At 74.9% G+C, this 13014-nt stretch carries 12 protein-coding genes; 5 read left to right on the top strand and 7 right to left on the bottom strand.

Translation table 11 applies throughout. The features are described 5' to 3' along the window. Positions 1 to 4 precede the first annotated feature (4 nt). Positions 5 to 289: a DUF2530 domain-containing protein gene (locus BJP25_RS28420; RefSeq protein WP_075978082.1), complete on the top strand. Its 285-nt coding sequence runs from the start codon at positions 5 to 7 to the stop codon at positions 287 to 289. A 59-nt stretch (positions 290 to 348) separates the two neighbouring features. On the opposite strand, the gene BJP25_RS28415 is transcribed toward BJP25_RS28420, so the two are convergent. From BJP25_RS28415 to BJP25_RS36485, 3 genes are read right to left on the bottom strand one after another with little or no spacing between them, the layout of a single operon-like run. Continuing rightward, positions 349 to 786 carry an acetyltransferase gene (locus tag BJP25_RS28415; RefSeq protein ID WP_233158313.1) on the bottom strand — a complete coding sequence of 146 codons (438 nt, stop codon included), beginning with the start codon at positions 784 to 786 and terminating at the stop codon, positions 349 to 351. A gap of 29 nt (positions 787 to 815) precedes the next feature. Further along, positions 816 to 3749: a sacsin N-terminal ATP-binding-like domain-containing protein gene (locus BJP25_RS28410; RefSeq protein WP_075978492.1), complete on the bottom strand. Its 2934-nt coding sequence runs from the start codon at positions 3747 to 3749 to the stop codon at positions 816 to 818. An 8-nt stretch (positions 3750 to 3757) separates the two neighbouring features. Then, a complete protein-coding gene (locus tag BJP25_RS36485) occupies positions 3758 to 5182 on the bottom strand; it encodes a DUF3027 domain-containing protein (protein ID WP_084794649.1) in 1425 nt (474 codons plus the stop codon). Positions 5183 to 5240: 58 nt separating this feature from the next. Between BJP25_RS36485 and BJP25_RS28400 the strand changes: the two genes are divergently transcribed. From BJP25_RS28400 to BJP25_RS28390, 3 genes are read left to right on the top strand one after another with little or no spacing between them, the layout of a single operon-like run. Next, positions 5241 to 6029 carry a glutaminyl-peptide cyclotransferase gene (locus tag BJP25_RS28400; RefSeq protein WP_075978081.1) on the top strand — a complete coding sequence of 263 codons (789 nt, stop codon included), beginning with the start codon at positions 5241 to 5243 and terminating at the stop codon, positions 6027 to 6029. Between the two features lie 59 nt (positions 6030 to 6088). Then, positions 6089 to 8113: an MFS transporter gene (locus BJP25_RS28395; protein ID WP_408607221.1), complete on the top strand. Its 2025-nt coding sequence runs from the start codon at positions 6089 to 6091 to the stop codon at positions 8111 to 8113. Between the two features lie 10 nt (positions 8114 to 8123). Next, the gene (locus BJP25_RS28390; protein ID WP_084794647.1) at positions 8124 to 8582 is read left to right on the top strand and encodes a DUF2771 family protein; all 459 of its coding nucleotides are present in this window, start codon (positions 8124 to 8126) and stop codon (positions 8580 to 8582) included. Between the two features lie 438 nt (positions 8583 to 9020). On the opposite strand, the gene BJP25_RS28385 is transcribed toward BJP25_RS28390, so the two are convergent. Then, a complete protein-coding gene (locus BJP25_RS28385; protein WP_075978079.1) occupies positions 9021 to 9407 on the bottom strand; it encodes a cold-shock protein in 387 nt (128 codons plus the stop codon). Between the two features lie 202 nt (positions 9408 to 9609). Here BJP25_RS28385 and BJP25_RS28380 point away from each other — a divergent pair, with 202 nt between their 5' ends. After that, positions 9610 to 9801 (top strand): hypothetical protein, encoded by a 192-nt coding sequence (locus tag BJP25_RS28380; RefSeq protein ID WP_075978078.1) that lies wholly within the window; start codon positions 9610 to 9612, stop codon positions 9799 to 9801. On the opposite strand, the gene BJP25_RS28375 is transcribed toward BJP25_RS28380, so the two are convergent. From BJP25_RS28375 to BJP25_RS28365, 3 genes are all read right to left on the bottom strand, one after another. Beyond that, a complete protein-coding gene (locus BJP25_RS28375; protein WP_143219360.1) occupies positions 9751 to 10401 on the bottom strand; it encodes an HAD family hydrolase in 651 nt (216 codons plus the stop codon). The two genes, BJP25_RS28380 and BJP25_RS28375, sit on opposite strands and share 51 nt — an antisense overlap. 108 nt (positions 10402 to 10509) lie before the next feature. After that, on the bottom strand, positions 10510 to 11124 hold the full coding sequence (locus BJP25_RS28370) for a TetR/AcrR family transcriptional regulator (protein WP_075978077.1): 615 nt from the start codon (positions 11122 to 11124) through the stop codon (positions 10510 to 10512). A gap of 235 nt (positions 11125 to 11359) precedes the next feature. Further along, entirely contained in the window at positions 11360 to 13000 is a 1641-nt protein-coding gene (locus tag BJP25_RS28365) for an AMP-binding protein (protein ID WP_075978076.1), read from the bottom strand. Positions 13001 to 13014 lie beyond the last annotated feature (14 nt).

The raw sequence follows: 13014 nt of genomic DNA, 5'->3' as shown, positions 1-13014 counted from the left end.
GGGTGTGTCCGGACCGGCGGAGAACGCAGAGCCAGAGCACCAGCGCCGAACCCCGCCGCTGCCGCGGCGGCTGCTCGCGCTGGGCCCCGTGGTGTACGTCGGCACCGGCGGGTGGGTGGTGGCGGCGGTCGCCCTGCTCGTGGCCCGCTACGGCTTCGACAGGACCCCACCGATCTGGTTGTGGACCGCGCTGTCCGGTGTGGCACTGGGGATAGTAGGGGCTGGGATCATGCTGTGGCAGCAGCGAGCGTCGGAACGGGGCTCCCGGACGGCGCAGAAGGTCGACTGAGGCGCCAACCGTTACACGCGTTCACACGGCGCGCACCTGGCGGCGCCCGCGGCCACCCGTCAGGGGCGGCGCAGGTGCACCAGCGGGAACGGCCTGCCCTCGCCGTCGAGGGGCGAGCGGCCGGTGGCGGTGAAGCCCCGCGACTCGTAGAAGCCGCGGGCGGCGGGGTTCTGCTCGTTGACGTCCACCAGCAGCACGGGGTGGTCGCGGGCGACGTCGTCGAGCAGGGCGGTGCCGACGCCGGTGCCGTGCGCGACCGGGTCCACGAACAGCATCGCGACCTCCCCGCCGGACTGGCCGATGAACCCGACCGGGTCGCCCGCCGCGGACAGCGCGACCCGCAGGTCCGGCACCAGCGGCAGGTGCTCGGCGACCACGCCCGCGTAGAACTCGACGTCCGCCGGGGTGAGGAAGTGGTGCGTGGCCTCGACGGCGGCCCGCCAGATCCGCAGCAGGGCCGCGTGCTGCTCGGGACGCGCCCGCTCCACCCTGGTCACTTCCGCACCTCGCTCACGTCGCCCCCGGGTCAGGTCAGGTAGTGCGCCGGTTCCTCGATGAGCGCGGTGAGCAGGTGGCGCTCGGTCCAGCGGTCGGTGGTCCAGGCCAGGGCGCGGGCCAGCGCCTCGGGGGTGTCCTCGCAGTGCGCCACGCCGTCCGGGGTCACCCACCAGGTGACCGGGTGGTCGCCGGAGTCGGTGCGCACGACCAGCTTGTCGTGCACCACCGCGCTGCCCCGCGGCGGGTCGACGCCCAGCAGCTCGCACGCCGCGGCCACCGCGCCCAGCTCCGACCACGGCACCGGCTCGCCGTCGGCGACGACCTCGGCGTCGACGACCTCGCTGGCCAGCTCCAGGTCGAGCAGCTCGGCCAGCGGCTCCGCGAGGGCGAAGTCCGGGCCCGCCGAGACCACCTGGTCCTCACCGAGCACCGCGAGCAGCCACGGCGCGTCGAGCACGGCGCAGTCGGCGGCGACCGTGCCCGCCAGCGTCCGCGTGTGCTCGGGCAGCCGCACGTCGGCCGGGTCGAACACGTCGTCGGCCACCGCCTCCGCGAGCGCGGCGTGCGTGCGCAGCACCGCGCCGGGGTGCAGGCCGCGGTCCGGGTCGCCCAGCCGCACCAGCAGGTCCTCGGCGTCGTCGGCGTCCGCCACGACCAGCTCGGCGCGCACGCCGATGGCGGCGAGCACGCGCTCGTCGACGCCCAGGTCCGGCACCGGGTCGTACAGGCCCGCCAGCTCCTGCGCCGAGGGCAGCCGCCAGTGCGCGGGGGCGTGCCCGGCCAGCAGGGCGTTGCGGCTGATCCACCAGGCGGTGTGGCCGCCGGGCTGGTGCAGCGCCCGCCAGGTGTCGGGCTCGGCGGCGAGCAGGGTCAACGCGCGCGGCCAGGCCTCGTCGGTGACCAGGTCGAGGTCGCGCACCGCCAGCACCCGCGCGGGCGGCTCGGGCTGGGCGTCCCACCACAGCGCCTCGTCGACGAGGGCGTGGTCGGGGCCGGTGGGGGCGTCGTCCTCGACGAAGGCGAACGCGTCGAGCACGCCGAGGGCGGTGAGCACGTGCGCGGGCCACCGCTCGGCCAGCTCCGCGGCCAGCACGCCCACCGGGGCGTCGGCGTCGAGCACGTCGAGCAGCGGCGAGCCGGGCAGCGCCAGCTCGTCGGCGCGGCGCCAGTCGCCCACGGAGTCGGGCAGGGCCAGCGCGCCCAGCCACGGCCGCTCCCCCGGGCGCACCCCGGCGTCGCGGGTCAGCCGCAGCACCACCGAGGCCAGCCCCGCGACGTCCACACCGGACTCGACGTCGTCCAGGCTGCGCTCGACGGCGTCCTGCAGGCCGCCCGCGTCGAGCAGGTCGGCGGGGCCGCCGACGCGGGCGCCCAGCCGTTCCAGCACCGGGTGCGCGGCCTCGGCGTGCAGCACCTTGAGCGCGCCCACCTCGGCGTGGGTGAGCAGGTCCAGCAGCTCCGGGTCCTCGACCATGAGCGCGCCCGCCGGGCCGGGCAGGGTGCGCCCGTCGGCCAGCGGCACGGGCAGCCCGCCCAGCTCGGTGCGCGCGGTGGCGTCGGTCTCGATCGCCGGGGCCAGCGCGGAGTACAGCCGGTGCCACCAGGACGGGGGACGGCTCACCCCGGTGATGGACTCGACGACCTCGCCGAGGGTGCGGCGGGTGACCTCCAGGGCGGCCAGCGCGGCGGCGTGCGGCTGCCCGGACAGGAACCCGGCGGCGACGTCGGGCAGCACGGCGGACACCAGGTCGGCCAGCCCGTCGCCCTCGACGTCGAGCACGTTGGCCCGCGCGGGGGTGAGCAGCCGGGGCTCGCCCTCGCCCGCGGCGGGCAGCCAGGCGCTGCGGCGCAACCGGTCCAGCAGCAGCCCGCGCAGCCGGTCGTCCACCTCGGACAGCGGGAACCCGGCGACGGGCACCAGCGCGGTCCGGTGCGGCGCGGGGAACCGCGCGACGAGGTCGGGGTAGGCGCGGGCGGCCTCCGCGAGCACGGCGTCGGCCGCGGGACCGGGGCGCAGCCTGCGCCGGGAGGGTTCGATCGGCAGCGTCGCGATCAGCCGCGCGGGCAGCGACAACCGCTCGTCGGTGGGCGTCGGCGCGTGCAGCACGTCCTCGCCCAGCGGCATCGGCACCCCGTCGGCGTCGACCCGCACGGCCCACGTGGCCGACCACCCCGGCCGCTCGCGCGCCTCGACCCCCAGCTTGGCGACCACCTCGTCGGGCAGCACGCCCGCGACCCGGTGCACCCACCACCGGGCCACGCCGCCGGGTCCGTGCACCGCTCGCCGGTCGTCCTCGTCGACCCGCCACCACGCCTGGTCACCGACCTCGACGCGGGCCAGGCCGGGCAGCGCGAGCAGCACCTCCTCGGCCTGGGCGGCGAACCCGGCCAGCAGCGCCGCACCGTCCACACCGGAGCGCAGCGGCAGCCGGACCTCGGTGGCGAACCCCTCGGGCGCGGTCTGGTCGGTGGGCCACACCAGCCGCAGCACGGGCACGCGGCCGCCGCGCTCCTCGGCCTTGGCCACCAGCTCGGGGTGCTCGGCCAGCGCGGCCCGCGTCCGCTCGGCGGAGAACAGCACCCCGCCGCCCGCGGTCACCACGCTCGGCTCGTCGGTGACGGCCAGCACGGCGGAGAACCCCACGCCGAACTGCCCGACGCCCTGCTCCTTGGACGAGGCGCGCAGCGAGGCCAGGGCGGCGACGCCGTCGGCGTCGAGCGGCGTGCCCGTGTTGGCCGCCCGCAGCTCCCCGTCGACCAGCGCCAGCCGCAGCACCCCGCCGCCGCCCGCGGCGTCGGCGGCGTTCTGCGCCAGCTCCACGAGCAGCCGATCGCGGTAGCCCCCGAGGTACAGGTCCTCCTCGGCGTTGGCGTCCTCCCGGAACCGCGTGGGCGAGGACGCCCACGCGGTCAGCACGGAGGTGCGCAGCGCCCCGGTGCCGAACGGATCAGCACCCGACACGTCGCCGCTCACCCTTCGGACTCGGCCCCGCGCTCGGCCGCGGCGGGGTCGACCTGCGCGGTCCCGTCCGCGGGCTGCGTCGACCCGGTGGGCGCACCCTCCGGGGCGGCCTCGGCCGCGGCGGCGGGGTCGACCCCGGGCAGGTCGTCCTCGGCGGGCAGGTCGGCGTCGGCGGTGACGTCGGTCTCGACGGCCACCACGGCCTCGACCGGCGCGGGCGCTTCCGCGCCCGCCAGCTCGGCGGAGGTCTCGACGGGCTCGGGCAGCGCGGTCCCCTCGACCTCGACGGGGGCCTCGACGGCCTCCGGCTGCTCCGCGGGCTCAGCGGCGCCGTCGAGCACGTCCAAGTGCTGCTCGACGGACCCAGCGGCCACGATGGCCTCGGCGGCATCCGGCTCAGCGACCTCGGTCAACTCCGCACCGGCGACCTGCTCCTGCCCACCAGCCAGCGCGGCGTCGTGCTCCGCCTCCAGCACCGCGGCGTGCACGGCGTGGTCCACGGCGTCGGCGGCGGGGTTCTCCGGGGCCAGGGCCTCGGCGGCCTCCTGGGCCTCCACGACCGCCTCGGCCTCGGGGGTGAGGTCGGCGGGCGGCGCGGTGGTCTCGGCGGGGGCGGCCTCGTCGACGCCCGCGACCTCGGCCACCTCGGTGACCTCGTCGGGGCCGGGGACCTCGGTGCGCTCGTTGGCGGCCACGTCCAGCAGGGAGTCGTCGTAGATCAGGTCGGCGACCAGCACCGGGGAGACCTGCTCCACCTCGGCCTCGGAGTGCGCGCCGCAGCCGTACTCGGCGTGGACCACGCGGCCGTCGGCGGGGGCGACCTCGTTGGCGCAGACGCCGAAGGCGGCGCCGAGCGAGCCCGCGACCGCGGCGTAGAAGCCGCAGCTGCCGCAGTGCGCCGGGGCGCCCTTGGCCATGTCGGCGCCGGGGCCGAACTCGCCCGCGCGCCAGCGGTCGGCGGCGTCGAGGCGGCCCTCGCGGGAGAGCACCCGCTTGCGGCCCAGGCCGACCTCGGTGGCCAGCGCCTCCACGGCCGGGTCGTCGGACTGGACGTACCCGGGCACCAGGCGCGGGTCGTCCGGGTCGGTGGGGAGCAGGTCGCCGACGCCCATGTCGCCGTGGCGCACCCGCTCGCTCCACGGCACCCAGGCCGGGGCGACCAGCGCGTCCGGGCCGGGCAGCAGCACGACCTCGCTGGTGGTGACCGCGGTGCCCGGGCCCGCCGAGGCCACCGTCACCGCCCACCGCCAGCCCAGGTACCCGGGCAGGTCGGCCTCGAACAGGTGGGTGGCGGCCGCGGCGTCCTCGGCCACGACCGCCACGTGCGCGCCCACGTCCCGGCCCGCCTGGTCGGCGGCGGCTGCGCGCGCGAGGTCGACCGCCGCGATCAGCGCGGGGTCGGTCTCGGCTTCTGGTGCTCGCGTCGAGGTCATCACCGCTGATTGTGCCCCACGCCCCCAACGCGCCGGACAGCCGTGCCAGGCTGGGTGGGTGCCCGCCGCCCGGATCGCGCTCGCCGCGCTGCTGCTGACCGCCGCCACCGCCTGCACCAGCCAGGCAGGCCCCACCTCGACCCCCAGCTCGACCCGCCTGCGCGCCGAGGTCGTCGAGCGGTTGCCGCACGACCCCTCGGCGTTCACCCAGGGGTTCGAGGTGGCCGACGGGGTCCTCTACGAGGGGACCGGGTTGGAGGGCAAGTCGCAGGTCCGCGCGCTCGACCCGGCCACCGGCCAGGTGCGCTCGTCGGCGGACCTGCCCGCGAACTTCTTCGGCGAGGGCATCACCGTCGTCGGCGACGACCTCTGGCAGATCACCTGGAAGAACGGCGTCGCGATCAAGCGCGACCGCGCCACGCTGCGCGAGCAGGGCCGGGTGACCTATGAGGGCGAGGGCTGGGGCATCTGCCACGACAACGGCAGGCTCGTGATGAGCGACGGCACCAACACCCTCACCTTCCGCGACCCGCGCAAGTTCACCATCCGCAGCCGGGTGTCGGTGCTCGACGCCGACGGCAGGCCGGTCGACAAGCTCAACGAGCTGGAGTGCGTCGACGGGCAGGTGTGGGCGAACATCTGGCAGACCGACCGGATCGTGCGCATCAACCCCGTCAACGGCCGGGTGACCGGGGTGGTCGAGCTGACCGGGCTGCTCACCGACGCCGAGCGCCAGGGCGCCGACGTGCTCAACGGCATCGCGGCCGTGCCGGGCACCGACGAGTTCCTCGTCACCGGCAAGCTGTGGCCCGCGATGTTCCGCGTCCGGTTCACCGAGGCGCCCTGACGGGGTCGGACCTGCCCGTCCTCCTGCTGGGACGGGGGTCGATGGGGGAGGATGGCAGCGTGTTCCGCTCGGGATCAGACGACCACACCCCCGACCGCAGGCGCGGCCGCAAGCGCGGGTGGGGCTTCGCCGCGCAGCCGGAGCCGTCCCCCGAGCCCGCCCCCGAGCCGGAACCCCCGCGCGCGCCCCGGCGCGGCCCGGTGGGCTGGGCCGAGCGCCCGCGCACCGAGCCGCCACCCCCGCCGCGCCGCGGGTCGACCCGCCCGCTGGAGCAGCCCGACCAGCCGCAGTACGAGACCTACGGCGACCTCGACCGCCGGGCCCTGCGCGACCGGCCGCCGCGCTACCACGGCGACGACCGCGGCCCCGACCCCCGCGACCAGCGCCCGCACGGCTACCGGGAGACGCCCCCGTGGCGCCAGGAGCCCGGCTACCGCGACGACCGGTACGACCGGCGCGAACCGCCCCGCCGCGACCACCGCGACGACGGCTACCGCGACGACGGTCACCGAGGCGGCTACCGCGACGGACATCGGGACGGCGGCTACCGGGACGACGGCTACCGGGACGATCGGTACGACGACCGCCGCAGGGACGACCGGTACAGGGAAGACAGGTACAGGGACGAGCGCGACAGCCGCCACCCCGACGACCGGCGCCCGGACCCGCGCGACGACCGCGGCCCCGAGCCCGGCGGCCCGCAGTACCCGCGCAAGCTGACCGTCACCCGCGTCGCGGCGATGCGCGGCAGGCAGCTCACCACCCAGGCCGTCTCCGCCTTCCGCCGCGCGGCCAACGCCGACGGCGCGGACAAGTCCGGCCTGACCTCGCTCACCTACGCCACCATGCTCAACTACGCCGGGGACGCGGCGATGGCCGTGGCGCTGGCGAACACCCTGTTCTTCTCCGCCGCCAGCGGGGAGTCCAAGGGCAAGGTCGCGCTCTACCTGCTCATCACCGTCGCCCCGTTCGCCCTCGTGGCGCCGGTCATCGGCCCGCTGCTGGACCGGTTGCAGCGCGGGCGGCGGCTGGCGATGTGCGCGGTGTCGCTCGGCCAGGCGCTGATGTGCCTGGTCATGGCCCTGCACTTCGACGACTGGCTGCTCTACCCGGCGGCGCTGGGCAAGATGGTGCTGTCCAAGTCGTTCACCGTGCTCAAGGCGGCGATCACCCCCAGGGTGCTGCCGCCGGAGATCACCCTGGCCAAGACCAACGCCCGGCTGACGGTGTTCGGCCTGGTCGCCGGGGCCGTGTTCGGCGCGGTGGCCGCGGGCCTGGCGAACCTGTTCGGCTCACCGGGCGCGCTGTGGTTCACCGTGGTGGTCTGCCTGGTGGGCGCGGCGCAGGCGCTGCGCATCCCGTCCTGGGTGGAGGTCACCGAGGGCGAGGTGCCCGCCTCGCTCAAGGCGCACCCGGCCAAGGCCAAGCGCAGGCCGATGGGCAGGCACGTGGTGGTGTCGCTGTGGGGCAACGGCACCGTGCGGGTGCTGACCGGGTTCCTGATGATGTTCACCGCGTTCGCCATCCGCGCCCAGAACGAGGCCGAGCCGTTCCAGCAGCTGCTGCTGCTCGGCGTGGTCGCCGCCGCGGCGGGCGCGGGCAGCTTCGCGGGCAACGCCATCGGCGCCCGCCTGCACACCGGCAGCCCCGAGCAGCTGGTGCTGGGCTGCGTCATCGGCTGCCTGGCCGCGACGGTGGTCGCCGCGGTCGCCCCGGGCATCGCCATGGCCGCGGTCGTCGGCCTGGTCGGCGCCATCGCCTCCGCCCTGGCCAAGAACAGCCTCGACGCGGTCATCCAGGACGACCTGCCGGAGGAGTCGCGCGCCTCGGCCTTCGGCCGCTCGGAGACCGTCCTGCAGCTCGGCTGGGTCCTCGGCGGCGCCGTCGGCGTGCTGCTCCCGCCGATCTGGTGGGTCGGCTTCCTGGTGGTCTCGGCCATGCTCGCCCTCGGCCTCACCCAGACCCTGCTCACCCGCCGCGGCACCTCCCTGATCCCCGGTCTCGGCGGCGAACGCCCCGCCCGCCCCACCGCCACCCGCCGCGGCCCCACCCCCGCACCGGTCCCCCCAGGTCAGCAGCCGTAGGGTCACCCCCGTGCGCCGAGCCCTCACCGCAGCCCTGGCCGCCACCACCGCCGTGCTGGCTGGCTGCGCCGCCCCCAGCGACCCCGAGGTCACCTTCTACGCCGACGGCCACGCCGCCGCCGCGGGCCCCAACCTCCGCTTCGACCTGGCCCAGGGCCGCGAGTACCGCGACCCCGACGCCCTGGTGTCCCTCCGCGTCCGCCCCGACAAGCCCGTCCAGATCTCCGTCCCCGCCGAGGTCTCCGACGGTGTCTGGGCGGTCGCCTTCTCCTACCTCGACGCCCAGGGCCAACGCGTCGACGGTGCCAGCAAGGCCTTCTACCCCTCCGACAACCAGCACGCCTTCACCCTGACCCTGCCCCCGGGCTCCCAGAAGCTCCTGCTGGCCTCGGTCCAGAAGGTCGAGTTCGTCAACGGCATCGAACCCCTGGTGACGACCTACTGGAACATGGAAACCCCACCCGAGTAGCCCAGCCCCCAAGCCCCACGCCCACGCAGGCGTCCCCCGGGCAAGGGGACCCCTGTTTTCAACGCTACCGGCGCAGGGCAACGAAAATCGAGCCCCACACAAGCCCTGTGCACAACTCAGCAGGCTGTGGACAACGCCAGCCGCCCAACCCAAGCCGCCGTCTTCGTCCACAACGCCACCACCCACGCAGCAGGAAGCCCGGCTAAGCCCCTGCTCGATGCGGTGGTCTTGTTTGGCCGGGGAAGGCGATCATGTGCTACCCACGACCGGGGGGTGGGGCCGAAGGCCTCACCTTTTCCCCCACCCCGAGCACATGATCGCCGCAGGGGCCCCGGCCAAACAGGACCACCGCATCGAGCCCGCCACCAAACGACCGGGCCTTTCCCAGAGCCGAAGCCGAAGGCGAGGCGACCCGGCGAGGCGGGACAAGCACCCCCGTTACGGGTCCAGCTCCCGAGCCACCGCGCGCATGACCTCGGCGATCCGCTTGGTCACCTTCCGGTCCGGGTAGCGCTTGCGGGCCAGGTCGGGCTGGACGACGCCCTCCAACATCTTGATCATGTCTTCGACCAGGCCGTGCAGCTCCTCGGCGGGGCGCCTGCGGGCCTCGACGACCGAGGGCGGGGCGTCGATGAGGCGCACCGAGAGGGCCTGGGGGCCGCGCCTGCCGTCGGCGACGCCGAACTCGATGCGCTGGCCCGCCTTGAGGCCGGGGACCCCCGCGGGCAGCGCGGTGGAGCGGACGTAGACGTCCTCGCCACCGTCCTGCGTGACGAACCCGAAGCCCTTCTCCGAGTCGTACCACTTGACCTTGCCGGTCGGCACTGATCTCACCGTTCCCTCGTCGTCAAACGTCGCGCCCAGCGCGGGTGGCGTCCGCACAAGGCAGACGCGCCCGGGGGGCGTGCCCTGGACGCGTCCTGTCCAGGGTAGGGCACACCGGGGCGGGCGCGCCGCCGAGTTCGCCCCCGGGGAGTTCGCGCGGGGACCGCCCGGTGTTGCACGGCGGGCGAACTATCCTGGTCGCATGACCGCTCCCGCCCGCCGCAGCCGCGCGTTCACCGCCGGGCTCGTGCTGTTCGCCGTCGGCCTGCTCGCCGTGGTGGCGATCTTCGTGCTGGCCGCGCTCGGCGGGCAGGCGCCGTGGCTGTGGGCGGTGTCGATGCTGCTACCGCTGGGGCTGGTGGTCGCGGTCGTCGACACCGTGCGCCGACGCTAGGTACCCGTCGAGCCAGGCGGGGAACTCCAGGAGGCTGGCGAGCACCACGTCCGCGCCCGCCTCGGCCAGCTGCTCGGCGGTGAACGGGCCGGTGGCCACGCCGACCGCGACCGCGTCCGCCGCCCGCGCGCCCAGCACGTCGCCGCCGTGGTCGCCGACGTAGACCGACGCGCCGTGCTCGCGCAGCGCCGCGCCCTTGGCGTCGGCCCACAGCTCGCCCGCCAGCGCGTCGACCTCCCAGCCGAAGTGGTCGAGGTGGCGGCGGGCGTTGAGCGCGTACTTGCCGGTGACGACCAGGGTGCGCCCGCCGCGCTCCTTGACCGCGCGCAGCGCCTCGGCGGCGCCGGGCAGCGGCAGCGTGGAACCGATCACCACGTCCGGGTACAGCTCGCGGAACCTGTCGATCAGGCCGGGGATGCGCTCCTCGGGGGCCTCGAACCCGCGCAGCACCATGTCCAGCGGCGGCCCGAGGTTGGCCGCGAAGTGGTCCCCGTCGAGGGCGAGCCCGGACTCGCGGCCCAGGGCGTGCATCGCCGCGGCCATGCCGGGGCGCGCGTCGATGAGGGTCATGTCCAGGTCGAAGCCGACGGCGAAGCTCACGACCCGAGTCTAGGGACGCCGCCGCGGTGCTCCCGGCGACCGGGACGGGCGGGCGCCGGCGGACCCGGGCGGGCGGCCCGGCCGGGTGCCACCCGGCCGGGCCGCCGGTCACGGGGTGCTGTCGAGCAGGACGTCGATGTAGGGGCCGAACAGGTTGGCCACCGAGCGGGCCGAGACCGCCGGGTCCGGGCTCGGCGAGGCGGCGTGGCTGACCGCGAGCCGCACCAGGTTCTCCGCCACGATGCGCAGGTCGGCGTCGGGCAGGTCCGGCCAGGTGCGGCGCAGGCACACCGCCAGGCGGGTGGTCGCCTCCGACAGCACCGGCCCGGCCTGGTCGGTGACCAGCGAGATCAGCCCGTCGCCGCCGTCGCCCGCGACGATCGCGCGCACCAGCGGCTGCTCCTTGGCCGCGGTGAGGAAGACCTCCAGGGCGGCGGCCACGGCGGCCTTGGGGTCGGCGGCGTTGTCGCGCACGGCGTCCTCCACCGCGCGCAGGAACCGGTCGACCTCGCGCTGGACGTACTCCTGGGCGAAGGCGGGCCTGCTGCCGAACTCCTTGTACAGCGTCTGCCGGGAGACCCCGGCCGCGGCGGCGACGTCGGCCATGGTCAGGTCCGACCAGCCGCGGTGGCGCAGCAGTTCTCCCGCCGCGTCGAACAGGGTGTCGCGCAGCAGTGCCTTGGCCGCCTCGGCATAGGGAACGCGCGCCCGGAAGGTGGTCATGGAGCCACGTTGTCAGCGCGTGCCGAAGGTGTCAAAGAGGTGGACGCCACAAATCCGATTTCGATTCATTTCTTGTCATCCGATGCCAATCCCCAGGTCAGGACCATGTTATCCGACCCAAGGCGGCACGGCGGCCACCTTTGCGGACCCCATCCGCAACAGCAAGATGCACGCGCGTCCGAAATGTGCGCACCCGCTCGGGCACTGCCCGGTGATTGCGCGCGCACAAATCTTTTCAGGCGGTCTGCTCCGGTGCCGCCAATCCCAGGATCTCCACCGCGGCGGCGCGCATTTCCACCTTGCGCACCTTCCCGGTGACCGTCATCGGGAACTCGTCGACCACGTGCACGTAGCGCGGCACCTTGTAGTGGGCGAGCTTGCCCGCGCAGAACTCGCGCACGTCCTCGACGGTCAGCGGCGCCGCGCCCTCGCGCACCCGGATCCAGGCCATCAGCTCCTCGCCGTACTTGGCGTCCGGGACCCCGATGACCTGCGCGTCGAGCACCGATGGGTGGGTGTAGAGGAACTCCTCCACCTCGCGCGGGTAGACGTTCTCGCCGCCGCGGATGACCATGTCCTTGATCCGGCCGGTGATGTTGAGGTAGCCCTCATCGTCCATCACCGCCAGGTCGCCGGTGTGCATCCAGCGGGCGGCGTCGATCGCCTCGGCGGTCTTGTCCGGCTGGTCCCAGTAGCCCAGCATCACCGAGTACCCGCGGGTGCACAGCTCGCCGGGCACCCCGCGCGGCACGGTGGTGCCGGTGTCCGGGTCGACGACCTTGACCTCCAGGTGCGGGTGCACCCGGCCCACCGTCGACACCCGGCGGTCGACGGTGTCGTCGGCGCGGGTCTGCGTCGACACCGGCGAGGTCTCGGTCATGCCGTAGCAGATGGTCACCTCCGCCATCCCCAACCGCTCGATGACCTGCTTCATCACCTCCACCGGGCACGGCGAGCCCGCCATGATCCCGGTGCGCAGCGCCGAGAGGTCCAGCTCGTCCACCCCCGGCTCGGCCAGCAGCGCGATGAACATCGTCGGCACCCCGTACAGCGAGGTGCACCGCTCCTCGGCCGCCGCGCGCAGCGTCGCCGCCGGGTCGAAGCCGGGCGCGGGGATCACCAGGCAGGCGCCGTGGCTGGTGATCGCCAGGTTGCCCATCACCATGCCGAAGCAGTGGTAGAACGGCACCGGCACGCACACCCGGTCCTGCTCGGTGTAGGAGCACAGCTCGCCGACGAAGTAGCCGTTGTTGAGGATGTTGTGGTGGCTGAGGGTGGCACCCTTGGGGAAGCCGGTGGTGCCCGAGGTGTACTGGATGTTGATCGGGTCGTCGGCGGAGAGGGTGGCGCCGATGCCCGCGAGGGCGGCCGGGTCGCCCCCGGCGGCCAGCAGCGCCTCCCACGCGCCGGTGCCGATGATCACCACGTCGCGCAGCGCGGCGCAGTGCGGGCGCACCTGCTCGACCATCCCCGCGTAGTCGGAGGTCTTGAAGCTCTCGGCGGCGATGAGGGTGCGGATCCCGGCCTGGTTGAGCACGAACTGGAGCTCGTGCACGCGGTAGGCGGGGTTGATGTTGACCAGGACCGCACCGATCTTGGCCGTGGCGTACTGGGTGAGCACCCACTCCGCGCAGTTCGGCGCCCAGATCCCCACCCGGTCGCCCTTGCCCACCCCGAGCCCGAGCAACCCGTGCGCCACCGCGTCGACGTCCCTGGCGAACTCGGCGTAGGTCCACCGCCTGCCCGTCGCCCGGTCCACCACGGCCTCGCGGTCCGGGTGCGCGGCCGCGGTCCGGTCGAGGTTGCCGCCGATGGTGTCGCCGAGCAGCGGGACCTCGGAGGTGCCGGAGGAGTAGCTGGGCAGTGCGGTCGTCATGGCGGGTCCCCTCC

Origin of the sequence: Actinokineospora bangkokensis, assembly GCF_001940455.1 — a bacterium.
GTDB lineage: Bacteria > Actinomycetota > Actinomycetes > Mycobacteriales > Pseudonocardiaceae > Actinokineospora > Actinokineospora bangkokensis.
Note: the sequence above shows the minus strand (reverse complement) of the source record. Positions and strands in the feature narration are given on the sequence as shown.